At 61.3% G+C, this 26,764-nt stretch carries 23 protein-coding genes; 18 read left to right on the forward strand and 5 right to left on the reverse strand.

Annotated elements, in window-relative coordinates; genetic code table 11:
• The first annotated feature begins 3 nt into the window (after positions 1 to 3).
• The 15 genes from OKC40_RS02470 to mgtE all read left to right on the forward strand — a co-directional run bounded on the left by OKC40_RS02470 (position 4) and on the right by mgtE (position 16,188).
• Complete coding sequence (locus OKC40_RS02470; protein WP_005340771.1) at positions 4 to 849, forward strand: SPOR domain-containing protein; 846 nt, start codon at positions 4 to 6, stop codon at positions 847 to 849.
• Between the two features lie 187 nt (positions 850 to 1,036).
• The gene (hslV, locus tag OKC40_RS02475) at positions 1,037 to 1,570 is read left to right on the forward strand and encodes an ATP-dependent protease subunit HslV (protein ID WP_005340772.1); all 534 of its coding nucleotides are present in this window, start codon (positions 1,037 to 1,039) and stop codon (positions 1,568 to 1,570) included.
• Between the two features lie 68 nt (positions 1,571 to 1,638).
• Entirely contained in the window at positions 1,639 to 2,967 is a 1,329-nt protein-coding gene (hslU, locus tag OKC40_RS02480; protein WP_100644792.1) for an HslU--HslV peptidase ATPase subunit, read from the forward strand.
• A 142-nt stretch (positions 2,968 to 3,109) separates the two neighbouring features.
• Positions 3,110 to 3,454: a hypothetical protein gene (locus OKC40_RS02485; RefSeq protein WP_058059575.1), complete on the forward strand. Its 345-nt coding sequence runs from the start codon at positions 3,110 to 3,112 to the stop codon at positions 3,452 to 3,454.
• 146 nt (positions 3,455 to 3,600) lie between these two features.
• Complete coding sequence (locus tag OKC40_RS02490; protein WP_270794005.1) at positions 3,601 to 4,044, forward strand: TetR/AcrR family transcriptional regulator; 444 nt, start codon at positions 3,601 to 3,603, stop codon at positions 4,042 to 4,044.
• An 11-nt stretch (positions 4,045 to 4,055) separates the two neighbouring features.
• The gene (locus tag OKC40_RS02495; RefSeq protein WP_270794006.1) at positions 4,056 to 4,235 is read left to right on the forward strand and encodes a hypothetical protein; all 180 of its coding nucleotides are present in this window, start codon (positions 4,056 to 4,058) and stop codon (positions 4,233 to 4,235) included.
• Positions 4,232 to 5,200, forward strand: a complete 969-nt coding sequence (hlyD, locus tag OKC40_RS02500) for a secretion protein HlyD (RefSeq protein ID WP_204420010.1) — start codon at positions 4,232 to 4,234, stop codon at positions 5,198 to 5,200. Before OKC40_RS02495 ends, hlyD begins: the two co-directional genes overlap by 4 nt.
• A complete protein-coding gene (locus tag OKC40_RS02505; RefSeq protein WP_270794007.1) occupies positions 5,197 to 6,966 on the forward strand; it encodes an ATP-binding cassette domain-containing protein in 1,770 nt (589 codons plus the stop codon). The genes hlyD and OKC40_RS02505 overlap by 4 nt, the downstream gene beginning before the upstream one ends.
• Positions 6,963 to 8,072 (forward strand): ABC transporter permease, encoded by a 1,110-nt coding sequence (locus OKC40_RS02510; protein ID WP_270794008.1) that lies wholly within the window; start codon positions 6,963 to 6,965, stop codon positions 8,070 to 8,072. The genes OKC40_RS02505 and OKC40_RS02510 overlap by 4 nt, the downstream gene beginning before the upstream one ends.
• Positions 8,073 to 8,075: 3 nt before the next feature.
• On the forward strand, positions 8,076 to 9,164 hold the full coding sequence (locus OKC40_RS02515) for an ABC transporter permease (protein ID WP_156854376.1): 1,089 nt from the start codon (positions 8,076 to 8,078) through the stop codon (positions 9,162 to 9,164).
• Between the two features lie 306 nt (positions 9,165 to 9,470).
• Entirely contained in the window at positions 9,471 to 12,017 is a 2,547-nt protein-coding gene (gene nirB, locus OKC40_RS02520) for a nitrite reductase large subunit NirB (protein ID WP_270794009.1), read from the forward strand.
• Positions 12,017 to 12,334 carry a nitrite reductase small subunit NirD gene (nirD, locus tag OKC40_RS02525; protein ID WP_270794017.1) on the forward strand — a complete coding sequence of 106 codons (318 nt, stop codon included), beginning with the start codon at positions 12,017 to 12,019 and terminating at the stop codon, positions 12,332 to 12,334. Before nirB ends, nirD begins: the two co-directional genes overlap by 1 nt.
• A gap of 57 nt (positions 12,335 to 12,391) precedes the next feature.
• Positions 12,392 to 13,204 carry a nitrite transporter NirC gene (gene nirC / locus OKC40_RS02530; RefSeq protein WP_270794010.1) on the forward strand — a complete coding sequence of 271 codons (813 nt, stop codon included), beginning with the start codon at positions 12,392 to 12,394 and terminating at the stop codon, positions 13,202 to 13,204.
• Between the two features lie 12 nt (positions 13,205 to 13,216).
• Positions 13,217 to 14,617 (forward strand): siroheme synthase CysG, encoded by a 1,401-nt coding sequence (cysG, locus tag OKC40_RS02535; protein WP_270794011.1) that lies wholly within the window; start codon positions 13,217 to 13,219, stop codon positions 14,615 to 14,617.
• A gap of 146 nt (positions 14,618 to 14,763) precedes the next feature.
• Positions 14,764 to 16,188: a magnesium transporter gene (mgtE, locus tag OKC40_RS02540; protein WP_042656567.1), complete on the forward strand. Its 1,425-nt coding sequence runs from the start codon at positions 14,764 to 14,766 to the stop codon at positions 16,186 to 16,188.
• A gap of 84 nt (positions 16,189 to 16,272) precedes the next feature.
• Here the strand turns inward: mgtE and OKC40_RS02545 are convergent, their stop codons facing one another.
• The 4 genes from OKC40_RS02545 to OKC40_RS02560 all read right to left on the reverse strand — a co-directional run bounded on the left by OKC40_RS02545 (position 16,273) and on the right by OKC40_RS02560 (position 21,008).
• Positions 16,273 to 17,238, reverse strand: coding sequence for an ABC transporter permease (locus tag OKC40_RS02545; RefSeq protein WP_005342529.1), 966 nt, complete (start codon positions 17,236 to 17,238; stop codon positions 16,273 to 16,275).
• Positions 17,239 to 17,240: 2 nt separating this feature from the next.
• Positions 17,241 to 18,359, reverse strand: a complete 1,119-nt coding sequence (locus tag OKC40_RS02550) for an ABC transporter permease (protein WP_042656568.1) — start codon at positions 18,357 to 18,359, stop codon at positions 17,241 to 17,243.
• Complete coding sequence (locus tag OKC40_RS02555; protein ID WP_058052434.1) at positions 18,359 to 19,924, reverse strand: ABC transporter ATP-binding protein; 1,566 nt, start codon at positions 19,922 to 19,924, stop codon at positions 18,359 to 18,361. Before OKC40_RS02555 ends, OKC40_RS02550 begins: the two co-directional genes overlap by 1 nt.
• An 85-nt stretch (positions 19,925 to 20,009) precedes the next feature.
• Complete coding sequence (locus OKC40_RS02560) at positions 20,010 to 21,008, reverse strand: BMP family lipoprotein (protein ID WP_042059443.1); 999 nt, start codon at positions 21,006 to 21,008, stop codon at positions 20,010 to 20,012.
• Between the two features lie 643 nt (positions 21,009 to 21,651).
• On the opposite strand from OKC40_RS02560, the gene OKC40_RS02565 reads away from it, so the two are divergent.
• The 3 genes from OKC40_RS02565 to uvrD all read left to right on the forward strand — a co-directional run bounded on the left by OKC40_RS02565 (position 21,652) and on the right by uvrD (position 26,289).
• Positions 21,652 to 23,583: a hypothetical protein gene (locus OKC40_RS02565; protein WP_270794012.1), complete on the forward strand. Its 1,932-nt coding sequence runs from the start codon at positions 21,652 to 21,654 to the stop codon at positions 23,581 to 23,583.
• A 64-nt stretch (positions 23,584 to 23,647) separates the two neighbouring features.
• On the forward strand, positions 23,648 to 24,049 hold the full coding sequence (locus OKC40_RS02570; protein ID WP_127904540.1) for a hypothetical protein: 402 nt from the start codon (positions 23,648 to 23,650) through the stop codon (positions 24,047 to 24,049).
• Between the two features lie 68 nt (positions 24,050 to 24,117).
• Positions 24,118 to 26,289 carry a DNA helicase II gene (gene uvrD, locus OKC40_RS02575; protein ID WP_270794013.1) on the forward strand — a complete coding sequence of 724 codons (2,172 nt, stop codon included), beginning with the start codon at positions 24,118 to 24,120 and terminating at the stop codon, positions 26,287 to 26,289.
• Positions 26,290 to 26,421: 132 nt separating this feature from the next.
• Here the strand turns inward: uvrD and OKC40_RS02580 are convergent, their stop codons facing one another.
• On the reverse strand, positions 26,422 to 26,700 hold the full coding sequence (locus OKC40_RS02580) for a hypothetical protein (RefSeq protein WP_270794014.1): 279 nt from the start codon (positions 26,698 to 26,700) through the stop codon (positions 26,422 to 26,424).
• Between the last annotated feature and the right edge of the window lie 64 nt (positions 26,701 to 26,764).

Below are 26,764 nucleotides of genomic sequence, written 5' to 3' on the forward strand. Positions count from 1 at the left end.
TAGATGGCAACCCGGGATTATGTCGGCAGCCGCCCGCGACGTCGGGCGGGTGGCCGCAATACCAAGAAAGCGGCCCCTCGCCGCTTTCCTGTTATTCCAGTGCTGCTGGTCGTGGCACTGCTGGCAGGCTTTGGTGGCTTCCTTTACATGATCAATGGCAAGGGCAACGACGCCCCCACCATTGAGGAGCAGGTAAAGGCCAACAAGCCAAAAGCGCAGAATAACGGGCTGCCCCAGGAGAAGTGGAGCTACATCGAACGGCTTGAGAACAAGCAGGTCGATATCATAGAGCCGCCGACCCAGCCGGGTGTGCTGCCGCCACCGCCGGCAGATACCATGACCCTGCAGCCGGAAAAACTGCCGCAGCCGGTGCCGACCGACATTCCCCAACCGGGAACGCCCATCGGCCAGCCCAAGCCCTATCAGCCCAATCCGGCGACCACCCCTTCCACCTCCGGTGCACCGGTTGCCAGCGCGCAAGAGCAGGTGATCGACCGCAAGGCCGAACGGGAACGGATGGAGCGGGAGATCCGCGCCGAGCTGGAACGGGAGCGGGCCGAAGCGGCCAAGGCCAAAGCGGCCACTCCGCCAGCCCAGACCGCAGCCGCCGACAGCGGTCGCTATATGATGCAGTGCGCCGCCCTGCGCTCGCAGGATTCCGCAGAGTCGCTCAAGGCGCGTATCGCCTTCACCGCCGGCCTCTCTTCCAGCCTGCAGGTGATCAATGGCGCCAACGGCACCGTCTACAAGGTGATGGTGGGCCCCTTCAACGGCAAGGCGGCCGCCGACGCGGCCAACAGCAAGCTGCAGAGCTCCGGCATCAGCGGCTGCATTCCCAAGAAAGGGTAATCCGCTTACCGATGACGCAGGGCCGGGTGGCAACACCCGGCCCTGTTCTTTTGGTGTCACTCGCACCCATGCTCTTTACTACCCCGTTTATCCCGACCAAAGGCAGGGTTGAAAAGCCCGTTTGCCATCCCCATCTTTCTTGCCATGTACAGTCAGGCCGTCATTCGGCTCAAGCGAGGTAAGTAAAGTGACTACCATAGTTTCAGTTCGCCGCAACGGTCAGGTCGTCATCGGTGGCGATGGCCAGGTCTCTCTTGGCAACACCGTCATGAAGGGCAACGCCCGCAAGGTTCATCGTCTCTATAACGGCAAGGTGCTGGCCGGTTTCGCTGGCGGTACCGCCGACGCCTTCACCCTGCTCGAGCGTTTCGAAGCAAAACTGCAGGCCCATCAGGGTAATCTGGAGCGCGCCGCCGTGGCGCTGGCCAAAGATTGGCGCACCGATCGCGCCCTGCGCCGCCTCGAAGCGCTGCTGGCCGTGGCCGACGAACACAAATCCTTCATCATCACCGGTAACGGTGACGTGGTGCAGCCGGAGCACGATCTCATCGCCATCGGCAGCGGCGGCAACTTCGCCCAGTCCGCCGCCATCGCGCTGCTGGAAAACACCGAGCTGGATGCCAGGACCATTGTCGAGAAGTCCCTCAAGATTGCGGGCGACATCTGCGTCTTCACCAACGGCAACCACACCATCGAAGTGCTGGACTACAGCGCCAAGTAAGGGCGCCCGTCAGCCAACTCATTCTCCAAGGGGTGGGCCCTGCCCGCCCCGGATACAGGAACACCATCATGTCCGAGATGACCCCGAGAGAAATCGTCCACGAGCTGGACAGACACATCATTGGTCAGGCCGATGCCAAGCGCGCCGTTGCCGTTGCCCTGCGCAACCGCTGGCGCCGGATGCAACTCGATGAAGAGATGCGTCATGAAGTGACCCCGAAGAACATCCTGATGATCGGCCCGACCGGTGTCGGCAAGACCGAGATCGCCCGTCGTCTGGCCAAGCTGGCCAACGCCCCCTTCATCAAGGTGGAAGCGACCAAGTTCACCGAAGTGGGCTATGTCGGCAAGGAAGTGGACAGCATCATCCGCGATCTGACCGATGCCGCCATCAAGCTGGTGCGCGAAACCGAGATGGAGAAGATGAAATATCGCGCCGAGGAGGCCGCCGAAGAGCGCATCCTCGACGCCCTGCTGCCCAACCCGCGCAACACCTGGGGTGAGGAAGAGAAAGCCGACAACTCCAACACCCGCCAGATCTTCCGCAAGAAACTGCGGGAAGGTCAGCTGGATGACAAGGAGATCGAGCTGGAGCTCTCCGCCTCCCCGATGGGCGTCGAAATCATGACCCCGCCGGGCATGGAAGAGATGGCCAACCAGCTGCAGGGACTGTTCCAGAACCTGGGTCAGAACCAGAAGAAGAAGCGCAAGATCAAGGTCAAAGAGGCCATGAAGGCGCTGATCGAAGAGGAAGCGGCCCGTCTGGTCAATCCGGAAGAGCTGAAGCAGAAAGCGATCGCTGCGGTCGAGAACAACGGCATCGTCTTCCTCGACGAGATCGACAAGATCTGCAAGCGCGGCGAGAGCTCTGGCCCCGATGTCTCCCGTGAAGGGGTACAGCGCGACCTGCTGCCGCTGGTTGAAGGTTGCACCGTCAACACCAAGCACGGCATGGTCAAGACCGACCACATCCTGTTTGTCGCCTCCGGCGCCTTCCAGATCGCCAAGCCGTCCGACCTCATCCCCGAGCTGCAGGGCCGTCTGCCGATCCGGGTCGAGCTGACCGCACTCACCACTGATGACTTCGAGCGCATCCTGACCGAACCGAACGCCTCCCTGACCGATCAGTACAAGGCGCTGATGGCCACCGAAGGGGTCAACATCGAGTTCACCAAGGATGGCATCCGCCGTCTGGCCGAAGCGGCGTGGCAGGTTAACGAGCGTACCGAGAACATCGGTGCCCGCCGTCTTCACACCGTGATGGAGCGCCTGATGGAGGATATCTCCTATGACGCCTCCGAGAAGTCCGGCGAGACCTTTGTCATCGACACCGACTACGTCAACGCCCACCTCGGTGCGCTTGTCGAGGATGAGGATCTGAGCCGCTTTATTCTGTAAGCGCAGTTCTGTTTGTAAAAAAACGCCTCCAGAAATGGGGGCGTTTTGCATTTTAAGCCCCTAACCACCCTCTCCAGTCATTGACGAGGCTGTCAACTAAGGCACTGATATTATTGGTTTTACTATCTAATGGAACATGCCAATGACTGAACGTGAACCGGATATTGTGACAGTGAATGGTCGTCAGATTGATTTCATTGAGATCCATGAGGACGGCCCCCTTGTGCCACTTATTTTGAGCAGATCACAGGGTGGCGGAGTAATCCAACTCGGAGGCTCAGGACAAAAAATTCGCCTGAGCATCAATCCAGGCAGCAGCGATTGGCAATGGCTTGACTCAATATCTCGGCAAAGAAGATACAGCTTGGATTTTGAGTCTGCTTGCATCGCTACATTAAGAAAAAAGATCGGTAAACGTGGTTCTATTGTCGGCAATACCCACGACACTTGGTATCTCGAGTTTCCTGACTGGGACACCAGCCAATAAGCGACATCATGGACGCCTCCCTATGTGGAGGCGTCCTTTTTCATCTCCGCTGAAATTCGCTCAAAAAAAGATCTGTCTACTTCTGTGCAATTGATTTATACATACGTATAAATCAGATCGAAATCTGCGCAACTGGAACCCGAAAGATGAATCCAACCCGGCAAAAACTGCTCGTTACCAGCCTTGCCATCGCCAGCGAGAAGGGGCTACGCGGCCTGACGGTGCGCGAGCTGGCGGCGGCGGCCGAGGTGAACCTTGGCTCTTTCGTCTACCACTTCGGCAACCGCGACGCCTTTATCGACGAGCTGGTCGAGCTCTGGTACGCCCCCCTCTATGACGAGCTCAAGACGGTAGCAGCCAAAGGCTCCTACCCCTCTGCCATCGCCATGTTCGAGGCCACCATGGAGGCGCTGATCGGGCTGGTGGCGCGCCAGCGCGGCTTTATCAACCACCTGTTTGGCGATGCGCTGGCGGGCGAAGGGGCGGCCCAGCGTTTTCTGCTCAGCCTGCCGCGCCGCCATCCCCTGCTGCTGATCGAACAGGTACGGATGGCACAGGCGGAAGGGTCGCTGGTCACCCGCTCCAGCTGATGATCTTCATCATGGGGTCGGTCGGCCTGCCGCTGGTGATCGCCGGCAGCGGTCGCCAGCTCGGCTGGCTGCCTGAACAGGCGGCCCCCTTTCTCAGCCAGATAGACAACCCCGAGGCCGCCAGACAGCGGCTGGTATGGGCCCTGCGCGGCCTGCGCTCCACCGACATGAAAGAAGGAGAAGCAGCATGAAACAACGCATTGCAATCGTGGCCCTGCTGCTAACCGTTATCGGCGGCTACCTCTGGTGGCAGGGGCGCCCCGCCGACGGCTCCATCCTCTACGGCAACGTCGATATTCGCGACGTCAATCTGGCCTTTCGGGTCGGCGGCCGCGTCGATCAGGTGCTGGTCGATGAGGGGGATAGGGTAAAAGCCGGTCAACTGCTGGCCCGCCTCGATCCGGTTCCCCTCACCCACAGCCGCGACAGCGCCCGCGCCAATCTGGCTGCGCTCACTGCCGCCAACGCCTTGATCCACAAAGGCTATCGCAGCGAAGAGACCGACCGCGCCCGGGCCGCACTGGCCGCCGCCGAAGCCGCTGCGCTGGAGGCCGACCAACAGTGGCGCCGCCAGAGCGCATTGGCAACCACCGGCGCCATCTCCCGCGGTCAGCTCGATACAGCCCGCTCCCAGCGAGATCAGACCCAGGCGCAGGTGCGCTCCGCCCGCGAGCAGCTCGCCCAGCTCGAAACCGGCTACCGCCCGGAGGAAATCGCCCAGTCCGATGCCCAGCTGGAAGGGGCCAAAGCGGCGCTCGCCAGTGCCGAACTGGCGCTGGCGGATGCCAACCTGACCGCCCCCAGCGACGGCATCATCATCAGTCGCGCCATCGAGAACGGCAGCATGGTGCAGAGCGGAGCGACCGCCTTCAACCTCTCCCTGACCGCGCCAGTCTGGGTGCGCGCCTATGTGGAGGAGCCCTGGCTCGGTCACTTCCCGAGCGGCGCCAAAGTGACCCTCACCACCGACTCGCGGCCGGATCAGCCCTATCACGGGGTGGTGGGATTTGTCTCGCCGACCGCCGAGTTCACCCCGAAATCGGTGGAGACGCCTGACCTGCGCACTCACCTCGTCTACCGGTTGCGCATCGTGGTGCAGGATCCCGACCCGGCCCTGCGCCAAGGGATGCCGGTCACCGTCAGGCTGGCGCCATGAGCTGCGCCATCTCCCTTGAGGGGCTCACCAAACGCTTTGGCGAGCGGGTCGCCCTCAACGCCATCTCGGCCACCATTCCGACCGGTGGCATCACCGGGCTGGTCGGCCCCGACGGCGCGGGCAAGAGCACTTTGCTGCGCCTGCTGGCCGGTCTGCTGATCCCGGAAGCGGGCACCATCCGGGTGCTGGGGCTGGATCCGGTGAGCGAGGGGGATCTGCTGCGTCAGCGCCTCGGCTACATGCCCCAGCAGTTCGGCCTCTACGAGGATCTCAGCGTGCTGGAGAACCTCACCCTCTACGCTGACTTGCGCGGCGTACTGGAGCCCGAACGCACGCCCACCTTTGCGCGGCTGCTCGCCTTCACCGATCTTGCCCGCTTCACCGCGCGGCCTGCGGGCAAGCTCTCTGGCGGGATGAAGCAGAAGCTCGGGTTGGCCTGCGCCCTGCTCGGCACCCCGGATGTGCTGCTGCTCGACGAGCCGGGGGTCGGGGTCGATCCCATCTCTCGCCGCGCCCTCTGGCAGATGGTGCGCGAGCTGGCCAAGGGGGGGATGACGGTGCTCTGGAGTACCGCCTATCTCGATGAGGCGGAGCTGTGCGACCACGTGCTGCTGATGGCGGATGGCGAGGTGCGCACCAGCGGCACGCCAGCCGATCTGATGGGGGCCATGGCCAGCCGCTGCTGGCTGCTGGAGGCGGGGCAACTGGATGGCCGCGAGCGGCGCGCCCTGCTACGCCGGGCACTGGCTCATCCGGCGGTAATGGATGGCGCGGTGGCAGGGGAGCGGGTTCGCCTGCTGCTGCATCCGGGCATGACGCCCCCACCGCTCCCGGAGCTGCATCTCGCCAACGGCGCCTTTCAACCGGCCCAGCCCCGGCTGGAGGATGCCTTTATCGACCTGCTCGGCGGCGGCCCCGGCGGGGAGTCGAGTCTGGCAGCCGGGATGCGGGAAGCCGAACTGCCGCAGGGGGTCTCCCCCGAGGCGGTGATCGAGGCGCGCCACCTCACCAAGCGCTTCGGCGATTTTGCCGCCACCGATGATGTCAGCTTTGCGGTGCGCCGCGGCGAGATCTTCGGCCTGCTCGGCCCCAACGGGGCGGGCAAGTCCACCACCTTCAAGATGGAGTGCGGCCTGCTGCGCCCGAGCGAGGGGCAGGCGCTGGTGACCGGCATCGATCTGGCCCACAGCCCCTCGGCGGCGCGTCAGCGCCTCGGCTACATGGCGCAGAAGTTCTCCCTCTACAAGCAGCTCACCGTGGCCCAGAACCTCTCCTTCTTCGCCGGTATCTACGGCCTGTTCGGCCGCCATCAGCAGACGCGGATCGACGCCATGGTGACTGCCTTTGCCCTCGCCCCCTGGCTCGATCAGAAGGCGGAATCCCTGCCGCTCGGCCTGCGCCAGCGCTTGTCGCTGGCCTGCGCCCTGCTGCACGAGCCGCCGCTGCTGTTTCTCGACGAACCCACCTCCGGGGTCGATCCGGTAACCCGGCGCGAGTTCTGGTCGCACATCAACGCGCTGGCCGACCACGGCGTCACCGTGCTGGTCACCACCCACTTTATGGATGAGGCGGAGTATTGCGACCGCATCGCCCTCATCTATCGCGGCAAGCTGCTGGCGCTCGGCACCCCGGACGATCTCAAGGGGCTGGCCGCCAAAGAGGCGGCGACCTCTTTGCCAACCGGCTCCTTGCCGACCTGTTCTTTGCCAACAATGGAAGAGGCCTTTATCACCCTGGTCGAGCGGGCCAGCGAGGAGGACGCATGAGCATCAACCGTCGGCGACTGCTGGCCCTCTGCCGCAAGGAGATGCTGCAAATCGTCCGTGACCCGAGCAGCATCCTCATCGCCTTCATCATGCCAGTGGTGCTGCTGGTGGTGATGGGTTACGCCATCAATCTGGATGTGGACCATCTGCGCCTCGGCATCTGGCGCACCGACAGCGGCGCCCCGGCGGTGCGGCTGGAGCAGGCCCTGCGCGGCTCTACCGCGCTGGAGATCCACAGCGGCCCGAGCAAGGAGTCCCTGCTCGCCAGTCTGGCCCGTGGCGAGATCCGCGGCCTGTTGGTGATCGATGACGGCTTCTCCCGCGCCATGGCGGGTCAGGGCAATGGCACGCCGCAGGCCCTGCTGCTGACTGACGGCTCCGAGCCCAACACCGCCAACTTCGTCACCAACTATGTGCAGGGGATCTGGCAGGAGTGGCTCGCTGGCGAGGGGGTCGCCATGCCGGTGTCGATAGAGAGCCGCGCCTGGTTCAACCCGGCGCTGGTGAGCCGCAACTTTCTGGTGCCGGGCTCCATTGCGGTGGTGATGACCATCATCGGTGCCCTGCTCACCTCGCTGGTGGTGGCGCGGGAGTGGGAGCGCGGCACCATGGAGGCGCTGCTCGCCACCCCGGTCACCAAGGGGGAGCTGCTGCTCTCCAAACTGCTGCCCTACTATGGCCTTGGCATCATTGCCATGCTGCTCTGCCTGCTCTTCTCGGTGGCGGTGATGGCGGTGCCGTGGCGCGGCTCCCTGCTGCTGCTCTTTCTGGTCACCAGCGTCTTTCTCGGCAGCGCCCTCGGGCTCGGGCTGTTTCTCTCCACCGTGATGCGCAGCCAGTTCAACGCCGCACAGGCAGCGCTGATCGCCGCGTTTCTGCCCGCGGTGATGCTGTCGGGCTTCGTGTTCGAGATCGCCAGCATGCCGCCGCTGCTGCGGGCCATCACTCACCTCATTCCGGCCCGCTACTTCGCGAGCTCCTTGCAGACCCTCTATCAAGCGGGCAGCGTCTTCTCGATCCTGCTGGTCAACGGTTTTTGTCTGCTGCTGCTGGCCGGTTTCTGGCTGGCCCTGACCGCCCGCAAGACGCGGCGCACTCTGGAGTAACCCATGCTGATCCGACTCTGGTGGCTGATCCGAAAAGAGCTGCAGGCCCTGATGGGCAATACTCAGGGACGCTTTCTGCTCATCATGCCGGTGCTGCTGCAGACCGCCCTCTTCCCGTTCGCCGCCACTCTGGAGGTGACCGGCAACACGCTGGCCATCTACAACCAGGATGGCGGCGCCCAGAGCCGCGAGCTGCTGGAGCGCCTCACCCATATGCCCGCCTTCACCACCATCATTCCGGTGCAAGGCGAGGCGGGCATGACCGAGGCCATCACCGGGCAGCGGGCGCTGCTCGGGCTGATTATTCCGGGCGATTTCTCGCGCCGGCTGGCGCGCGGCGAACCGGCCAAGGTGCAGCTGATTATCGACGGCCGCCGCTCCAACGGCGGTCAGGTGGCGGCGGGCTACATCAGTCAGGTGATCGCCCGCTGGCAAAGTGAGGGCAAGGGCCAACCCGAGCTGGCGGTACGCAACCTCTACAACCCCAACGTCGAGTTCCACTGGCATATCCTGCCGGCGCTGGTGGCCATCATCACTACCACCGGCTGTCTGATTGTCACCGCCCTCTCGGTCGCGCGGGAGCGGGAAGAAGGCACCTTCGATCAGCTGCTGGTCTCCCCCCTCACCGCAGGCTGGATCATGGCGGGCAAGGCGGTGCCCGGCATCATGGTGGCGGTGGGGCAAGGGTGCATAGTCGCGCTGGCCGCCCGTTTTGTCTTTCACCTCCCCTTTGCCGGCAGCCTCAGCCTGCTGATGGCGGGCATGGTCTGCTACGGGCTGGCGTTAGCCGGGATCGGGCTCTTCATCTCGTCGTTCTGCTCGACCCAGCAGCAGGCCTTTCTCGGGGTCTTCTCCTTCACCGTACCGGCGGTGATCCTCTCGGGCTACATCTCGCCGGTGGAGAATATGCCGCAGGTGTTCCAGTGGCTGGCAGCCATCGACCCCCTCACCCACTTCATCGTGCTGCTCAAGGGGGTCTTCCTCAAGGGGTTTGACTGGTCGGCCGCCTGGCCCCTGCTCTGGCCGCTGCTCGCCATCGCCGGGGTCACCCTGTCGCTGGCGCTCGCCATGTTCCGCCGCCATATCGCCTGACACGCCGCCTTGCTCAGCTGATGCCCATTGATACCGGTCTCGCCCAGCGCGAGGCTGGCCTTTTTTCGACAGAAGTTTTCACTCCCCGGCTTTTGCTAAAGCGAGCTTGCTCTCAGACATCCCTCACTCCAGGCCAGCACAGAAATCATCAACTGGTATACCTATTTTTGTATATCTTTGAATTTTATCGAATTACCCCTGACGAGATATATAAATAGACACTTGATTTGCATCAATCGCCCGCCCCGACTGACTGGGTAGCCTAGCCCCAGAATGATGTTTTATTACTCCAAACTTGAGGCAACTATGAGCAAAGTCAGACTGGTCGTTGTGGGCAACGGCATGGTGGGGCACCGCTTCATCGAAGAGCTGATCGAGCGGGCCGACCCGGGCCGCTACGAGATCACCGTCTTCGGTGCAGAACCCCGTCCCGCCTACGATCGCGTCCATCTCTCCTCCTACTTCTCCCATCACACCAGCGAAGATCTCTCCCTCGTCAAACCCGGTTTCTACGACAAGCACGGCATCCGCCTGCTGCTCGGCGAAGCGGTGAAAACAATCGACAGGGCCAACCGCGAAGTGCACTCCAACAAGGGCACTGTGGTCGGCTACGACAAGCTGGTGCTGGCCACCGGCTCCTACCCCTGGGTGCCCTCCATTGCAGGCAGTCAGCACCACGAGTGCTTCGTCTATCGCACCATCGAGGATCTGAAAGCCATCCGCAGCGCCGCCAAGAGCGGCAAGAGCGGGGTGGTGATCGGGGGCGGCCTGCTTGGCCTCGAAGCCGCCGGCGCCCTCAAGGCGCTGGGTCTCGAGACCCACGTGGTGGAGTTTGCGCCGGTGCTGATGGCCGAGCAGCTCGACGGTCAGGGCGGTCAGCTGCTGCGCCGCAAGATTGAATCCATGGGCGTGCAGGTTCACACCAGCAAGAGCACCAGCGAGATCCTGATGCATGGCGGCGAACAGGCGAAGCACCGCCTCGCCTTTGCCGATGGCAGCCAGCTTGAAGTGGACGTGGTGCTCTTCTCCACCGGCATTCGCCCGCAAGATACCCTCGGCCGCTACGGCGATCTCGACATCGCCGAGCGCGGTGGCATCGTCATCGACGATCACTGCCTCACCTCAGACCCCGACATCTATGCCATCGGCGAGTGCGCCGCCTGGCAGGGGCGCTTCTTCGGGCTGGTGGCACCGGGCTACAAGATGGCCCAGATCACCGTCGACCATCTGCTCGGCGGCGACAGCCGCTTCGAAGGGGCGGACATGAGCGCCAAGCTCAAGCTGCTCGGCGTTTCCGTCGGCTCCATCGGCGATGCCCACGGCCGCACCCCGGGCAGCCACAGCTATGTGTTTCAGGACGATCAGGCTGGCGTCTACAAGAAGATCGTGGTGAGCGAAGACAACAGCCGCCTGCTCGGTGCCGTGCTGGTGGGTGACGTGGAAGATTACGGCAACCTGCTGCAGATGATGCTCAACGCCCTGCCGCTGCCGAGCCACCCGGACACCCTGATCCTGCCCGCCTACGCCGGTGCCAAACCGACGCTGGGGGTGGATGCCCTGCCGGAAAGCGCCCAGATCTGCTCCTGCTTCGACGTCTCCAAGGGCGACATCGCCCAGGCCGTCGCCGAGGGTCACACCACGCTGGCCGCCATCAAGCAGCACACCAAGGCCGGTACCGGCTGCGGCGGCTGCGTGCCGCTCATCAGTCAGGTGCTCAACGCCGAGCTGGTGAAGCAGGGCATCGAGGTCAACAACCACCTCTGCGCCCACTTCCCCCACTCCCGTCAGGAGCTGTTCCATCTGGTCAAGGTGGAGGGGATCAAGAGCTTCGACGAGCTGCTGGCCAAGCACGGTCAGGGCTATGGCTGCGAGGTGTGCAAACCGACCATCGGTTCCATCCTCGCCTCCTGCTGGAACGAGCATGTGCTGAGCCCGCGCAATATCCCGCTGCAGGACACCAACGACATCTTCCTCGGCAACATGCAGAAGGACGGCAGCTACTCCGTCATCCCGCGCATGGCTGGCGGTGAAGTGACTCCGGAAGGGCTGCTGGCGGTGGCCGAAGTGGCCCGCGACTACAAGCTCTACACCAAGATCACCGGCGCCCAGCGCATCGGCCTGTTCGGGGCCCAGAAGGATGACCTGCCCGCCATCTGGCGCAAGCTGCTGGCCGCTGGATTCGAGACCGGTCAGGCCTACGCCAAGGCGCTGCGCATGGCCAAGACCTGTGTCGGCAGCACCTGGTGCCGCTTCGGCGTGCAGGACAGCGTCGGCCTCGGGGTCTTCCTCGAGAACCGCTACAAAGGCATTCGCACCCCGCACAAGATGAAGTTCGGTGTCTCCGGCTGTACCCGCGAATGTGCGGAAGCCCAGGGCAAGGATGTCGGCATCATCGCCACCGACGCGGGCTGGAACCTCTATGTGGGCGGCAACGGCGGCATGAAACCGCGCCACGCCGACCTGCTGGCTTCTGACCTCGACCGCGAGACCCTGATCAAGCTGATCGACCGCTTTATGATGTTCTACGTCACCAGCGCCGACAAACTGCAGCGCACCTCGGTCTGGCTCGGCAATCTGGAAGGGGGCGTCGACTACCTGCGCGAGGTGATCGTCGACGACAAGCTGGGACTGGCCGAGACGCTCGAGCGCGATATCCAGACCCTGATCGACAGCTACGAGTGCGAATGGTCGCGCACCCTCAATGAAGAGGAGGCGCTCAAGCGCTTCAGCCACTTCATCAACAGCGACAAGCGCGATCCGGACGTCCAGTTTGTCGCCGAGCGTGACCAGCACCGACCCGCCACTCCGGCCGAGCGCATCCCCGTCTACCAGATCGAGGTGGAAACCAAATGATGAAATTAGCCTGCCAACTCAACGACATACTCCCTGGCACCGGCGTCTGTGCCCTGCTGGAAGGGCGCCAGATCGCCCTGTTCCGCCCGAGCGTGGCCGCCGAGGTGTTCGCCATCGACAACCGGGACCCCTTCTTCGCCGCCAACGTGCTGTCGCGGGGCCTGATCTGCGAACACGACGGCGAACTCTGGGTGGCCAGCCCGCTCAAGAAGCAGCGCTTTCGTCTGAGCGATGGCCACTGTTTCGACAACCCTGTGATGTCGGTTCACAGCTATCCCGTTGAAGTACGCGACCAGCAGGTCTGGGTCGCCGTCTAAAGCCGATTTCACTCTCTTTCGGGCTGCCTGCAGGCAGCCCTTTCAAGGACTCACAAGATGTACACGGAAACCATTAACAAGTGCGCCGCCAACGCGGCCCGCATCAACCGCTTCGAGCGGGATGACAAGCTCGGCTTCTGGCTCAGCTCCGCCATGGCGGGGGCCTATGTGGGCCTTGGCATTATCCTCATCTTCACCCTCGGCAATCTGGTGGATCCCGCCATCCGGCCGCTGGTGATGGGGGCGACCTTCGGCATCGCCCTGACGCTGGTGATCATCGCCGGCTCCGAGCTGTTTACCGGCCACACCATGTTCCTCACCTTCGGGGTGAAGACGGGCAAGATCACCATGGCCGACCTGCTGCGCATCCTGCCGCAGACCTGGGCGGGCAACCTGATTGGCTCCGTCGTGGTGGCACTCATCTACTCCTATGGCGGCAGCCTGCTGCCGGACGCGGGCAGCCTGGCGCACAAGGTGGCACTGGCCAAGACCCAGGCACCGACGCTGACCCTGTTCATGAAGGGCGTGCTGTGCAACTGGCTGGTCTGCCTCGCCATCTGGATGGCGCTGCGCACCGAAGGGGCCGCCCGCTTCATCGCCATCTGGTGGTGCCTGCTCGCCTTTATCGCCTCCGGCTACGAGCACTCCATCGCCAACATGACCCTGTTCGCCCTCTCCTGGTTTGGTGCCCACTCCGAGGCCTACACCCTGGGCGGCATCGGCCACAACCTGCTGTGGGTGACCCTGGGCAACACAGTCTCCGGTGCCCTCTTTATGGGCCTTGGCTACTGGTATGCCACCCCCAAGGCTGAGCGCCCGGTTGCGGTGAGCAAAGCCACCTCCACTGCCAGCCAGACCCAAACCGCCTGATCCGGAGGCCCCATGGACTACTTGCCCATCTTTTGCCGACTCGACAACAAACCCGTGCTGCTGGTCGGCGGCGGCGAGGTAGCGGAGCGCAAGGCGCGCCTGCTGCTGGATGCCGGTGCTCGCCTCACCGTCGTAGCGCCCGAGCTCGACCCCGAGCTGGCGGAACTGGCTGCCAACGGGAGCATAGAGTGGCTGGCCGGTGAATTCGCGCCGCAGCAACTGGCGGGCAAGTGGCTGGTGGTGGCCGCCACCGATCGGCGCGAGGTGAACGCCCTGGTCTACCAGAGCGCCAATCAGGCGCGGATCTTCGCCAACGTGGTGGATGACCCGAAACGCTCCAGCTTCATCATGCCGTCGATCATCGACCGTTCGCCGCTGATGGTGGCCATCTCCTCCGGCGGCAAGGCCCCGGTGCTGGCCCGCTTGCTGCGGGAAAAACTGGAAGCCCTGCTGCCCCAGCATCTGGGTGCCGTCGCGGCCTTCGCTGGCAGCCTGCGGGAGCGGGTCAAGGCCCGCTTCGCCAGCATGGGCGAGCGGCGCCGCTTCTGGGAACGGCTGCTCGGGGCGGATCGGCTCGGGCAGGCGCTGGCACGGGGGGATCACGCCTCTGCCCACCAGCTGGCCGACCACCTGTTTGCCGACGAGAGCCACAGCGCTGGCGAAGTGGTGCTGGTGGGAGCGGGCCCCGGCGATCCGGGTCTGCTCACCCTGCACGCCCTGCGCCAGATGCAGCAAGCGGACGTGGTGGTCTATGACCGGCTGGTCTCGGACGAAGTGATGGCACTGGTGCGCCGGGATGCCAAACGCATCTTCGTCGGCAAGCAGGCGGGCAACCACTGCGTACCGCAGGAGGGGATCAACCAGCTCTTGCTGGAGGAGGCGAAGAAGGGCCAGCGAGTGGTGCGGCTCAAGGGAGGCGACCCCTTTATCTTCGGCCGTGGTGGCGAGGAGCTGGAGACGCTGGTCGGCAGCGGCATCGGCTTTCAGGTGGTGCCGGGGATCACCGCGGCCAGCGGCTGCGCCGCCTACGCCGGTATTCCGCTGACCCACCGCGATCACGCCCAGAGCGTACGCTTCGTCACCGCTCACGGCAAGGGGGGCGCCCGGGATCTCGACTGGCCACTGCTGGCCAAAGACAAGCAGACGCTGGTGTTCTACATGGGGCTCTCCTCCTGCGCCACCATCCGCGATCAACTGCTGGCCCACGGCAAGCAGGGCAACACGCCAGTGGCGCTGATCGAGCGCGGCACCCAACCCTGCCAGCGGGTCATTCGCGGCACCCTCGATGAACTGCCCGCGCTGGCGGTGGGGGTCGAAAGTCCGGCCCTGATCATGGTGGGCTCGGTGGTGACCCTGGCCGACCAGCTCGCCTGGTTTGGCGCGGCACCACAGGCTCAGCGCGCCCTCGCCTGAGGGATTCTCGGCAACTCACCATGAGGCCACCAGCAGGTGGCCTCACTTTTACCTCCCTCTTCTCCCATCACGGTCATAACCTGCTGTTTTAAGTCTGGTATCCTATGGGCATTGAGCCCTTGGCTACCCTCTCAGGAATTCATCCCATGTCTCTTCCCATCAAGAACAGCGCCAGGCAGCGCGCGGATGACAGATCTCGCATTCTCACCCTGCTGCTGCGCGATGACGCCCTCACCGACAGCCTGCTCGACCCGCAGGTGGTGCAGGATGCCGAGCAGCGCGATCAGACCAGCGAACTCACCGCGCTGGTCAACGGGCTGCCCGCCGCCGATGTCGCCGATGCGCTGGAGTCGCTGCCGCCCGATGAGCGTCATGCCCTGTGGGCGCTGGTGGAGGAGGAGAAGCGCGGCCAGATTCTGGTCGAGGCGTCGGAGACGGTGTGGGACAGCCTGATCAGCGGGATGAGCGACAAGGAGCTGCTGCACGCCCTGCGCACCCTCGACATCGACGACCAGATCTATCTGGGCCAATACCTGCCCCGCAACCTGATGGGGCGGCTGCTCACCTACATGGCCCCCGAAGAGCGGGATCGGGTACGGGAGGTGATCCGCTACGGCAAGCACACCGTCGGCGCCATGATGGACTTCGAGATCATCACCATCCGCCCCGAGGTGAGTCTAGCCACGGTGCAGCGCTATCTGCGCCTGCGCGGCAAGATCCCCGCCAACACCGACAAGCTGTTCGTCATCGACAGGCGCAACCACCTGCTGGGGGAGCTGGCCCTCACCACAGTGCTGCTGCACAAGCCCGCCACCCTGGTGAGCGATGTGATGGAGCGGGATCCGGTCACCTTCGATCCGGAGGATAACGACGAAGCAGCGGCCCGTACCTTCGAGCGGGATGACCTGCTCTCCGCCGCCGTGGTGGATGGCAAGGGCAAGCTGATGGGCCGCCTCACCGTCGAAGAGGTGGTGGATCTGGTCTATGAGGAGAGTGATACCGACCTGCGCCGGATGGGGGGTATCAGCGAGGATGAAGACGTGTTCGCCCCGGTCTCCAAGGCGGTCAAGACCCGCTGGGCCTGGCTGGCGTTGAACCTCTGCACCGCTTTTGTCGCCTCGCGGGTGATCGGCATGTTCGAGCACACCATCTCCCAGCTGGTGGCGCTGGCAGCCCTGATGCCCATCGTCGCCGGGATCGGCGGCAACACCGGCAACCAGACCATCACCATGATAGTGCGGGCGCTGGCGCTGCAGCACATTCAGGCGGGCAACCTCTCCTTCCTGCTGCTGCGGGAACTCGGGGTCGCCTTTATCAACGGGCTGGTGTGGGGTGGCACCATGGGGCTTGCCACCTATCTGCTCTATCAGGATGCGGCGCTCGGCGCCGTGATGACCCTGGCCATGATGCTCAACCTGCTGGTGGCCGCCCTGATGGGGGTCATCATCCCCATGACCATGACCCGCCTCGGCCGCGACCCGGCGGTGGGGGCCAGCGTGATGATCACCGCCATCACCGACACCGGCGGCTTCTTTATCTTCCTCGGGTTGGCGACCATTTTCCTGCTGTAACCAGCTACTCAATCCATAAAAAACAGGCCCACCGAAGTGGGCCTGCTGTTATCTGTGTGATCGGGAATATCGCAATAAAGGGCGCTACTCCCGCTCCTTCACATAAGGTGTACCGAGCGCCTTGGGTGCTACCGCACGGCCGATAAAGCCGGCCAACAGGAACACGGTCAGGATGTAGGGCAGTGCCTCGATGGCCTGCACCGGAATGGCGAAGCCACCGATGCTGACCCCTTGCAGACGGATGGCGACCGCATCGAGGAAGCCGAACAGCAGGCAAGCAGCCATGGCATTCCAGGGGCGCCACTTGCCGAACACCAGCGCCGCCAGCGCCATAAAGCCCTTGCCCGCACTCATGTTGGGGATGAACTGGGCCGTCTGGGCCACCGCCAGATAGGTGCCACCGATACCGGCCAGCAGGCCGCCGATAATGAGCGCGGTGTAGCGCATCCGCACCACCGAGATACCGGCGGTATCGACCGCTGCGGGTGCCTCGCCCACCGCCCGCAGACGCAGACCGAAGCGGGTACGGAACATCACCCACCAGGCCAGCGGTACGCAGGCAAACGCCACGTACTCCAGCAGGGAGTGGCCGCTCAGCAGCTCGCTGTAGAGCTGGCCGATCACCGGCACATCCCACAGCTCCTTGGCATAGGGCAGATCGATGGGGGCGAAACGGGCATCACCGGAGAGCGCCGGAGTCTGGCCACCCTGATCGAACCAGTAACGGCCCAGGGTGACGGTCAGACCGGCCGCCAGAATATTGATGGCCATGCCGCTCACCACCTGATCACCGCGGTGGGTGATGGTGGCAAAGCCGTGCATCAGGGCAAACAGGATGGAGACACCCACCCCGGCACCCAGACCTACCCAGGCAGAACCGGAGACCGCAGCCGCCGCACCACTGGCGAACGCCGCCGCCAGCAGTTTGCCTTCCAGCGCAATGTTGACCACCCCGGAGCGCTCGCAGAACATGCCGGCCATGGCGGCCAGAATGAGCGGCGGCGCTGTCCGAATGGTCGCATCCAGCATCAGGATCAGAATTTCAAACATGATCAGACTCCTTTAGCTTGCGCGGCTGAGCGGTTGGCAAACGCCAGATAGAGCTGCTCGATGCGCGGACGCATCATGTGCTCAAGGGCGCCACAGAACAGGATCACCAGACCCTGCAACACCACGACGATGTTGCGGTCGACACCGAACTCGAAGCTGAGCTCGGCGCCCCCCTGATAGAGGAAACCGAACAGCAGGCTGGCGATGATGACGCCGACCGGATGGTTGCGCCCCATCAGCGCCACCGCGATACCGGTGAAGCCGAACCCTTCCACGAAGTTGAGCTTGATCTGGTGCAGTTCACCCTGCAGCACGTTGAGGGCGAAGAAGCCCGACAGCATACCGGAGATCACCATCGCCAGGATCACCACCTTGGGATAGGAGATACCGGCGTAGGCGGAGGCGCTTTGGCTGGCCCCGACCGAGCGGATCTCGTAACCCCAGCGGGTGTGCCAGATAAAGACCCACACCAGCGCCGCACAGATCAGCGCCCAGAAGAAGCTGATGTTGAGCGGGCTGTTGGGGATATCCATCCCGAACAGGCTCGCCATCCCGCTCATCTTGGGCAGCCAGCTTGCTTCGGCAAACACCTTGCTCTCGGTCGCCATCGAGCCGGGTGGCTTGAACACCTCCACCAGCAGGTAGGCCATCAGCGAGGCGGCAATGAAGTTGAACATGATGGTGGTGATCACGATATGGCTGCCGCGCTTGGCTTGCAGCCAGGCCGGAATAAAGGCCCAGGCCGCACCGAACAGACCACCGGCAATGATGGAGAGCGGCAACAGCAGGGCAAACGGCAGCACATCGCCGAGCGTCAGACAGACCAGACCGACACCGAGACCGCCGATATAGGCCTGACCTTCACCACCGATGTTGAACAGACCGGCGTGGAAGGCGACCGCCACCGACAGACCGGTAAAGATAAAGCCGGTTGCGTAGTAGAGGGTGAAGCCAACCCCTTCACCAGTGCCGAACGCGCCGTACCACATGATCTTGGCGGCATCGACCGGATTGATGTCGAGGTAGTAGAACAGAATGGCCGACACCAGGAAGGCCAGCAGGATGTTGACCGCAGACAAGACGCCTACGGAGACCCAGGCAGGAATACGTACTTGGCTCATCAGTGGGCCTCCTTGGCAACTTCGTCCGGCACTATGTTCGCCATCATCAAGCCAATGGTGCGCTCATCCGCCTTGGCACCATCCAGCTCGCCGACGATGCGACCATCGGCAATGACCAGAATCCGGTCTGCGAGGCTCATGATCTCGTCCAGCTCCACCGAGACCAGCAAGACGGCCTTGCCCTTGTCGCGCATGGCGATGATCTGCTGGTGGATATACTCGATGGCGCCGATGTCGACCCCGCGGGTCGGCTGGCCGATCAACAGCACATCCGGGTCCTGCTCCACTTCACGGGCGATCACCAGCTTCTGCTGGTTGCCACCGGAGAAGTTGGCGGTCTTGTGATCGGGATGGGGCGGGCGCACGTCCCACTTCTCCATCTTGGCCTGACAATCCTGCTGGATCGCCTCCTTGTTCTGCAGCCACCCCTTGTTGTATTGCGGACGGCGGTGATAACCGAGAATGAAGGCCTCTTTCGCCTCGAAGCGGTTGATCAGCCCCATCTTGTGGCGATCTTCCGGCACATGACCGAGACCGTAGTTACGCACCAGCTCCGGATCGGCCGGGTGCTCCGCGCTCACCTTGTGCACGCCGCTGCGGCTGCTGATGGTGAAGCCACCCTTGCTCGGTTTGAGAATGCCGCCAAGCAGGCTGAGCAGTTCGGACTGACCGTTGCCGGAGACCCCGGCGATGCCGACCACTTCACCGGCCCGCACTTCGAAGCTGACCGATTTGACCCGCTCCACCTTGCTGGCGTCGAAGTAGCTGAGTCCTTCGATCTTCAGCTTGGCTTCACCGGGCTGGGTTGGCCCCTTGTCGACCTTGAGGCGCACCTTGCGGCCCACCATCAGTTCGGCCAGCTGCTCCTTGTCGGTATCCTTGGTGGCGACGTGGGCCACCATCTCGCCACGGCGCATGATGGAGACCTGATCGGTAATGGCCAGGATCTCCCGCAGCTTGTGGGTGATAAGGATGATGGTCGCCCCCTGATCCCGCAGTTTTTTCAGCACCTCGAACAGGTGATCCGCCTCTTGCGGGGTCAGTACCCCGGTCGGCTCGTCGAGGATCAGGATGCGGGCGCCACGATAGAGCGCCTTGAGAATTTCGACCCGCTGTTGCAAGCCCACCGGCAGATCTTCGACCTTCTCGTGCAACGGCACGTCGAGGCCATAGTCCCGTGCCAGCTCGCCCAGCAGCTTTTCGGCTGACGCCACGCTCTGCTGAAGGTGCCAGCCGTTCTCAGCGCCGAGGATGACGTTTTCCAATACGGTGAAGTTATTGACCAGCATGAAGTGCTGGTGAACCATGCCCACGCCTGCGGCAATCGCATCTTGTGAGCCATGGGGATTGAACGGTTTCCCGTCGATCAGCATCTCGCCTTTGTCGGCATGGTAGAAACCATAAATGATGCTCATCAGGGTGGACTTACCGGCGCCATTTTCGCCGACAATGCCGTGGATACTGCCTTTGCGAACCTTAAGGTCGATCAGCTTGTTGGCGTACACTTCGCCGAACCGCTTATCGATACCTCTTAATTCGATGGCATAGCGATCTGTCTGGTCCATGATGCAGCCCTGCGTTTCATGAAATAAGACTAAAAACCGGCCCGTGCGGGCCGGTGGTGCGTTGAGAGTCGTAGCAACTATCTAATTAGTATTTGCAGGTGTTGTCGCTCATGTAGTCATGAACTTTGACCTTGCCAGAGATGATTTCGGCCTTGATGGCATCCACCTTGGCTTTCATTTCCGGGGTGATCAGCTTCTCGTTGTCCTTGTCGAGCGCCCAATCCACACCGCCTTCGGCCAGACCCAGGTTCTTGATACCCGGCTTCCACTCGCCTTTGGCAGCGTCATCCCAGGTCTGGTAAGCGGCCAGACCCACAGACTTGACCATGGAGGTCAGCATGGTGCCCGGTTGCAGGTGGTTCTGGTTGGAGTCCACACCGATGGCGAACTTGCCGCTGTCCTTGGCTGCCTGATAGACACCGATACCGGTGCCACCTGCGGCGGCATAAACCACGTCAGCGCCTTTGGCGAACTGGGACTTGGCCAGCTCGGCACCTTTGGCCGGGTCAGCAAACGCGGCTGGGGTAGAGCCCGCCATGTTCTGGTACACCTCGATCTTCGGATTGACGTACTTGGCACCCTGCTCGTAACCGCACTGGAATTTGCGGATCAGCGGGATATCCATGCCGCCCACGAAGCCGACCTTGCCGCTCTTGGAGGCGATGGCAGCCAGCGCGCCCACCAGGAAGGAACCTTCATGCTCCTTGAAGATGACGGACTGGACGTTCGGCTTGTCGACCACCATGTCGATGATGGTGAACTGGGTTTTCGGGAACTCGGTCGCCACTTTCTCGACGGCAGAACCCATGTTGAAACCGACCGCGACGATCGGGCCGTTGCCACGGCTGGCCAGACGACGCAGACCCTGCTCGCGCTGGGCTTCGTTCTGGGGTTCAAACTCTTTGACCTTGACCCCTTTGTCCTTGTTGTAGAGCTCGACGCCGTTACGGAACACGGCTTCGTTGAATGATTTGTCGTACTTGCCCGCGGTGTCATAGATCACGGCCGGCTCGGAAGCAGCCTGAGCAGAGAGAGCAGCGAGAGTGAGGGAGGCCACGGTGGCCAGTTTGAGCACTTTAGTCACGATCGTATCCTTGATTGTTATTAAGTGAGGGAACTTGCTTGCCCGCCAAAGCGGGTCATCTAGCACGCAGGCTTACTCTAAGTCAGCCCCGATGCGGGTCAAGCAAATGATAAGGGAAAAACGTTTGCGTTAACGGTTTGAATTATAAGCAAATAACCTTATAAGCAGTTGTTTTTTAGCTGCTTTTCAGTTTTTTATGCTGACAACAAAAAGACCCAAACGACATTTCGCTTATTGTTCAGCAACTTACTGTAAACCGTTTTCCCCTTTTATTCATCCGCCCCCCCTGCCAGCCCGTGATCCGGCTCGCAAAATCCCCACAAACCGCGCGAGCAAGGGTTGGCTACAACTGGAAACGACCAAAGCTCACAGCCCCTTTCTCGAATACGCTCCAGTCAACATTCGCTTACCAACAATGCCCACTCAACGCCACTTTGTTGAGCAAGCTCACAATTCATGTGAACTCGAGATCCAGATCAAGTTGAAAACCATATGAGCCCCTGTATGATGCCCGCCGCATAGACCTCAAATGAAACTAACAAAAACATCAATTGGGCTTCTTTTGCATCACTTCATGCCACCTATTCTGACTTCCTCAGCCAGGTGCCGGTGACATATGCATCGTTGTTTCAGGAAAATAAAAATGAAAAAAAATATTCTGGCTTTATCGGTTGTGACGGCGTTATCCAGCTTGGCGCTGGCAGGTTGTGGCGGTGGTGGCGACGGTGCCAGCACCGATAATGGCAATAACGGTGGCAATGGTGGAAACGCCACCAAACCTGTGTTGACCGCCACCTTTATTGATAGTGCCGTAGCCGGTTTGAACTACACATGCGGCAACTACACCGCGCTCACTAATGAGCAAGGCCAGTTCCTCTTTAATGACGGTGACACCTGTGCCTTCAAACTGGGTTCAATCCCGCTTGGGGAAACCCAGGTTAAAAAAGGCCAGACCCTGGTAACCCCATACACCATCGCCAAGAACGGCGACAAAGATCGCGCCATTCGTATCGCGGCCCTGCTGCAAACCATGGATGCAGATACAACACCTGAAACCATTACCCTGAAGTCCGCAGATGTTGTCAAACTGGGTAACACGATCAAATTTGACAGCGATGACGCTTTTAATACCAGCCTGAATGAAGCCCTGAAACAGGCGCAGATCGACAAAAAAGTGGTTGATACCAAAGCAGCCGAAGCACATATGAAGGCGTCACTGGCAGTGCTTAATGGCCGCTCTGTCGCGGTCGACAAGGTGCTCTCGGATTTACAAGCGCTGACCGACCTGAAGACCCTTAACGTTGAAGAGAAACTCAAGGAGTACAAAGACACTCTGCTGGCTGAAACCACAGATAATGGCAAGATTGACCGCCAGATCGTGCTGGCCGCGCTGGCCATGCTCGAAGTAACCAACGACCCTGTTGTTACAGAACGTCTTGGCTTTACATCTTCTGACATGGGCGTTAATTACAGCACCAACCTGGCTAAAGTGATCGATGTCATCATCCACACGCCATACACCCCGTCCGTGGCTCTCAAAGATGGCAAAGGATATACCCGTGACGTAGCCAAGCTGATGGGTACCTATGCCGACAGCATGGACAAGGTCGCCGCCACCCTGGCCGATATCCAGGACCCGGAGTACAACGCGCGCTATGGTGAGAACGACGCCATCACCCTCAACTTCGATAGCGCAAAGGCCCTGCGCGCCTCAGCCATGGCGATGGCATCGGCACTCAATATTGCCGCATCCTACCAATACGGCCCGGATAATGCCTATGCAACCCAGAACGAAGAAGTAACTTTGCCTCGCATGCATATCAAGCAAAGCTGGGGACTGGAGCAACAACCCCATACCACTTATGAAGAGAGCGCCAGCACCTTCCAGACCCAGTTCAGCCCAATGGATATCGAACCGGACCACCTGGTGAACCACGCAGATTTCTTCCGTCTGACCGATGACGCCAAAGTGCGTCTGGGTAAGGCCAAAGCTCAGCTGAAGGATGCGGTGGGTATCGCACTGACCATCGATCAGGGCAAGCTTGACGACTCTTTGACCCAGGATGAGATAGCCACCAACACCACTCTTCTCACAAAACTGGCGGATCATTTCTCAGGCAAAGAGCCCACTGTTGAGTGGAAAAATAGCAAGATCAAGTACTTCAATACCGGTATGTTCTGGGAACCCAAAGAGGTAGGCATCAAGTTCAACATCAACGTCATCCCGTTCTTTGACGAAATGCTGGATCGCGGCGATATGACCATCAAGGTGACTGGCGCATGTAATGGCGACGTGGGTACACGAGACTCCGAACTGTCCAAAGCAATCGGAGAACCCATGTGCCTTATCTCAAGCGACGAGTTCAAGGCACTTGCCCAAAACGGTCGTGGTGCACTGAAGTACATCGGCTGGATGCAAGAAGCTCAAAACAGCCACACTACCATTTATGCCAAGGGAGTGAGCTATGACTGGTCAACTCAGATGACGCCGCTGACCGGTTCGACCTTTGACAAGGTCTTTGTATCTTGTACCGATCTGGATGGAAACAAGGTCAGCTGTGCCGATCAGCTGTAAACAATGCAGAGCGCTCCTGCTGGGGGCGCTCTTTTTGCTGATACCGACGGCGCAAGCTACCGGTATGTTGGCACGCTACAAGGATTATCGGGAGCGTGTCTTCGATCGTCAGGGTCAATTGCAATATCAATTAACCACCCGTGAATATGTGCAATGGATGCCCAACGGGCGTCCCTCATTGTCCACTCTCTTTGCGTTGCGAGAAATGCAGCGTGAGTCATTGCAGCTGAAGCAAGGCTCTTTGATGGTGAATGACGTCATCGTGCACTTCCAGCATGGGCATTATCAAGATGGCCAGCTCATAATGGGAGACACGGAAGTGACCTTACCTGAAGGCCGTTTGCACGCAACTACCCTTCGTTTTGATCCCGTTCATCAAGTGCTGGATTCCCCACGCGCCATGTTATTGAGCTTTTCTGGCGATGTGTTGGGCCAATATCGAGATTATCACCGCCCCCTTCGTTGATCCTGCTGGTTGGTCTCTGGCTGCTCAGGCCGTATAATCCCCGCCTGTATAAATAAACAGGAGTGGTGATGGACGTTTCAACCCTGCTCGACGGGCTCAACGACAAGCAAAGAGATGCCGTTGCGGCGCCCCGCAGCAACCTGCTGGTGCTGGCCGGTGCCGGTTCGGGCAAGACCCGGGTGCTGGTGCACCGTATCGCCTGGCTGATGCAGGTGGAACGCTGTTCACCCTTCTCCATCATCGCGGTCACCTTTACCAACAAGGCGGCGGCCGAGATGCGCGGCCGGGTCGAGAAGGTGATCGGCGACGGCGTGCGCGGCATGTGGATCGGCACCTTCCACGGCATCGCCCACCGTTTGCTGCGGGCCCACCATCTGGATGCAGGCTTGCCGCAGGATTTCCAGATCCTCGACTCAGACGACCAGTACCGGCTGATCCGCCGGGTGCTCAAGGCGCTCAACCTCGACGAGAAGCACTGGGCCCCGCGCGCCGTGATGGGCTACATCAACGGCAAGAAGGACGAGGGGCTGCGCCCCGGCGACATCGACCTCTACGGCGATCCCGTCACCCGCACCTATCAGCAGATCTACAAGACCTATCAGGAGACCTGTGATCGTTCCGGTCTGGTGGACTTTGCCGAGCTGCTGCTGCGCGCCCACGAGCTGTGGCTCAACAAACCGCACATCCTCGAGCACTACCGCGACCGCTTCCAGAACATCCTGGTGGACGAGTTTCAGGATACCAACGGCATCCAGTACGCCTGGCTGCGGATGCTGGCGGGCAACAGCGGCAAGGTGATGATCGTCGGCGACGATGACCAGTCCATCTACGGCTGGCGCGGCGCCAAAATCGAGAACATCCAGCGCTTCCTGACCGACTATCAGGGCGCCGAGACCATCCGCCTCGAGCAGAACTACCGCTCCACCGCCAATATCCTCAAGGCCGCCAACAGCGTCATCGCCAACAACGCCGAGCGCCTTGGCAAGGAGCTGTGGACCGAAGGGGCCGAGGGTGAGCCGATTTCCCTCTACGCCGCCTTCAACGAGGTGGACGAAGCGCGCTTTGTGGTCGGCCGCCTCAAGGATTGGAAGGAAAAAGGCGGCCTGTTGGCCGACTGCGCCATCCTCTATCGCTCCAACGCCCAGTCGCGGGTGCTGGAAGAGGCGCTGATGCAGGACGCCATGCCCTATCGCATCTACGGCGGCCTGCGCTTCTTCGAGCGGCAGGAAATTAAAGACGCCATGGCCTACCTGCGGCTTATCAACAACCGCGGCGATGACGCCAGCTTCGAGCGGGTGGTCAACACCCCGACCCGCGGCATCGGCGATCGCACCCTCGAGATCCTGCGCGGCAACGCCCGGGATCAGGGGCTCAACCTCTGGCAATCGGCCAAGGCGCTGCTCAATGACAAGGTGCTGACTGGTCGCGCTGGCAACGCGGTGCGCGGCTTTGTCGAGCTGATCGACGCGCTGGAGGAGCAGGTCTCCCTGCTGCCGCTGCACCAGCAGGCGGATATCGCCATCCAGAACTCCGGCCTCAAGGCGATGTATCTGGCGGAAAAAGGCGAGAAATCCCAAGCGCGGGTAGAGAACCTGGACGAACTGGTCACCGCCTGCCGCCAGTACCAGCGCCCGGACGAGCTGGAAGATATGAGCGATCTCTCCGCCTTCCTCGCCCACGCGGCGCTGGAGTCCGGCGAGAATCAGGCAGACGAATATGCCGATGCGGTGCAGCTGATGACATTGCACAGCGCCAAGGGCTTGGAGTTCCCGCTGGTACTGCTGGTCGGCGTCGAAGAGGGCATGTTCCCCAGCCAGCAATCGACCGAGGAGTCGGGCCGGCTGGAAGAGGAGCGCCGCCTCTGTTACGTCGGCATGACCCGCGCCATGGAGAAGCTCTACATCTGTTATGCCGAGAGCCGCCGCATCTACGGCCGCGAGATGTTCCACAAGCCGAGCCGCTTTATCCGCGAAATGCCTGCCGAGTGTCTGGAGGAGATCCGGCTGCGCACCCAGGTGAGCCGCCCCACCCAGTACGGCCGCTTTAGCCAGAACGAGGTGCAGCAGAGTTTCGACGCCAGCGGTATCAAACTCGGCCAGCGGGTGCTCCATCCGAAATTCGGCGAAGGGATAGTGCTTAACTTCGAAGGGGTCGGCCAGCAGAGCCGGGTGCAGATCCAGTTCGACGATGTCGGCGCCAAGTGGCTGGTGACGGCCTATGCCAGACTGGAAGTGCTTTGATTTTTCCTACCTTTTGATACAACCAACCCGGCTTAGGCCGGGTTGGTTTTTATCTAGCGTTCATAGCGATAGTTTTAATGACGCGATCGTCCGAATACGCTTCGCTATTCGAACCTACGATCATAGGCAACGCTATGTTTTTTTATCAGATAAATATGCCTCCAAAGAAAATGCCTCTTTAAATCCATTTAATATATGAAAGCATATTGACTCTATATCTTTCGTTTTCTTTTTCAACGAATCAAGTGTATATCTAGAGCCTATATTAATTGCCTTTTCTCTACCATGAGCGATAGCATTTCTATGGTCCTTAACTTCACTAAGGACCAGTCTGAGACCATTATCTGGCAGATGATGACCTGGCAAGTTGAAAAACTTCCAAACATCCTTTATTTGTTCCTGATTACCCATGATTAGCAGTCAGTTACCACGAACTATACTGATCTTACGTACAGTTATCGAGGTGCGAGATCAT

The organism is Aeromonas sp. QDB11 (assembly GCF_027705265.1).
Taxonomy (GTDB): Bacteria; Pseudomonadota; Gammaproteobacteria; order Enterobacterales; family Aeromonadaceae; genus Aeromonas; species Aeromonas allosaccharophila.

What these genes read in the sequence shown, in the direction of transcription:
- OKC40_RS02545 (WP_005342529.1), bottom strand. Translation starts at nt 17,238, where the DNA reads ATGTTTGAAATTCTGATCCTGATGCTGGATGCGACCATTCGGACAGCG.
- OKC40_RS02490 (WP_270794005.1), top strand. Translation starts at nt 3,601, where the DNA reads ATGAATCCAACCCGGCAAAAACTGCTCGTTACCAGCCTTGCCATCGCC.
- OKC40_RS02495 (WP_270794006.1), top strand. Translation starts at nt 4,056, where the DNA reads ATGGGGTCGGTCGGCCTGCCGCTGGTGATCGCCGGCAGCGGTCGCCAG.
- hlyD (WP_204420010.1), top strand. Translation starts at nt 4,232, where the DNA reads ATGAAACAACGCATTGCAATCGTGGCCCTGCTGCTAACCGTTATCGGC.
- OKC40_RS02470 (WP_005340771.1), top strand. Translation starts at nt 4, where the DNA reads ATGGCAACCCGGGATTATGTCGGCAGCCGCCCGCGACGTCGGGCGGGT.
- nirC (WP_270794010.1), top strand. Translation starts at nt 12,392, where the DNA reads ATGTACACGGAAACCATTAACAAGTGCGCCGCCAACGCGGCCCGCATC.
- mgtE (WP_042656567.1), top strand. Translation starts at nt 14,764, where the DNA reads ATGTCTCTTCCCATCAAGAACAGCGCCAGGCAGCGCGCGGATGACAGA.
- OKC40_RS02550 (WP_042656568.1), bottom strand. Translation starts at nt 18,359, where the DNA reads ATGAGCCAAGTACGTATTCCTGCCTGGGTCTCCGTAGGCGTCTTGTCT.
- OKC40_RS02555 (WP_058052434.1), bottom strand. Translation starts at nt 19,924, where the DNA reads ATGGACCAGACAGATCGCTATGCCATCGAATTAAGAGGTATCGATAAG.
- nirD (WP_270794017.1), top strand. Translation starts at nt 12,017, where the DNA reads ATGAAATTAGCCTGCCAACTCAACGACATACTCCCTGGCACCGGCGTC.
- OKC40_RS02570 (WP_127904540.1), top strand. Translation starts at nt 23,648, where the DNA reads ATGTTGGCACGCTACAAGGATTATCGGGAGCGTGTCTTCGATCGTCAG.
- OKC40_RS02580 (WP_270794014.1), bottom strand. Translation starts at nt 26,700, where the DNA reads ATGGGTAATCAGGAACAAATAAAGGATGTTTGGAAGTTTTTCAACTTG.
- cysG (WP_270794011.1), top strand. Translation starts at nt 13,217, where the DNA reads ATGGACTACTTGCCCATCTTTTGCCGACTCGACAACAAACCCGTGCTG.
- OKC40_RS02510 (WP_270794008.1), top strand. Translation starts at nt 6,963, where the DNA reads ATGAGCATCAACCGTCGGCGACTGCTGGCCCTCTGCCGCAAGGAGATG.
- OKC40_RS02565 (WP_270794012.1), top strand. Translation starts at nt 21,652, where the DNA reads ATGAAAAAAAATATTCTGGCTTTATCGGTTGTGACGGCGTTATCCAGC.
- OKC40_RS02515 (WP_156854376.1), top strand. Translation starts at nt 8,076, where the DNA reads ATGCTGATCCGACTCTGGTGGCTGATCCGAAAAGAGCTGCAGGCCCTG.
- nirB (WP_270794009.1), top strand. Translation starts at nt 9,471, where the DNA reads ATGAGCAAAGTCAGACTGGTCGTTGTGGGCAACGGCATGGTGGGGCAC.
- OKC40_RS02485 (WP_058059575.1), top strand. Translation starts at nt 3,110, where the DNA reads ATGACTGAACGTGAACCGGATATTGTGACAGTGAATGGTCGTCAGATT.
- OKC40_RS02505 (WP_270794007.1), top strand. Translation starts at nt 5,197, where the DNA reads ATGAGCTGCGCCATCTCCCTTGAGGGGCTCACCAAACGCTTTGGCGAG.
- hslU (WP_100644792.1), top strand. Translation starts at nt 1,639, where the DNA reads ATGTCCGAGATGACCCCGAGAGAAATCGTCCACGAGCTGGACAGACAC.
- uvrD (WP_270794013.1), top strand. Translation starts at nt 24,118, where the DNA reads ATGGACGTTTCAACCCTGCTCGACGGGCTCAACGACAAGCAAAGAGAT.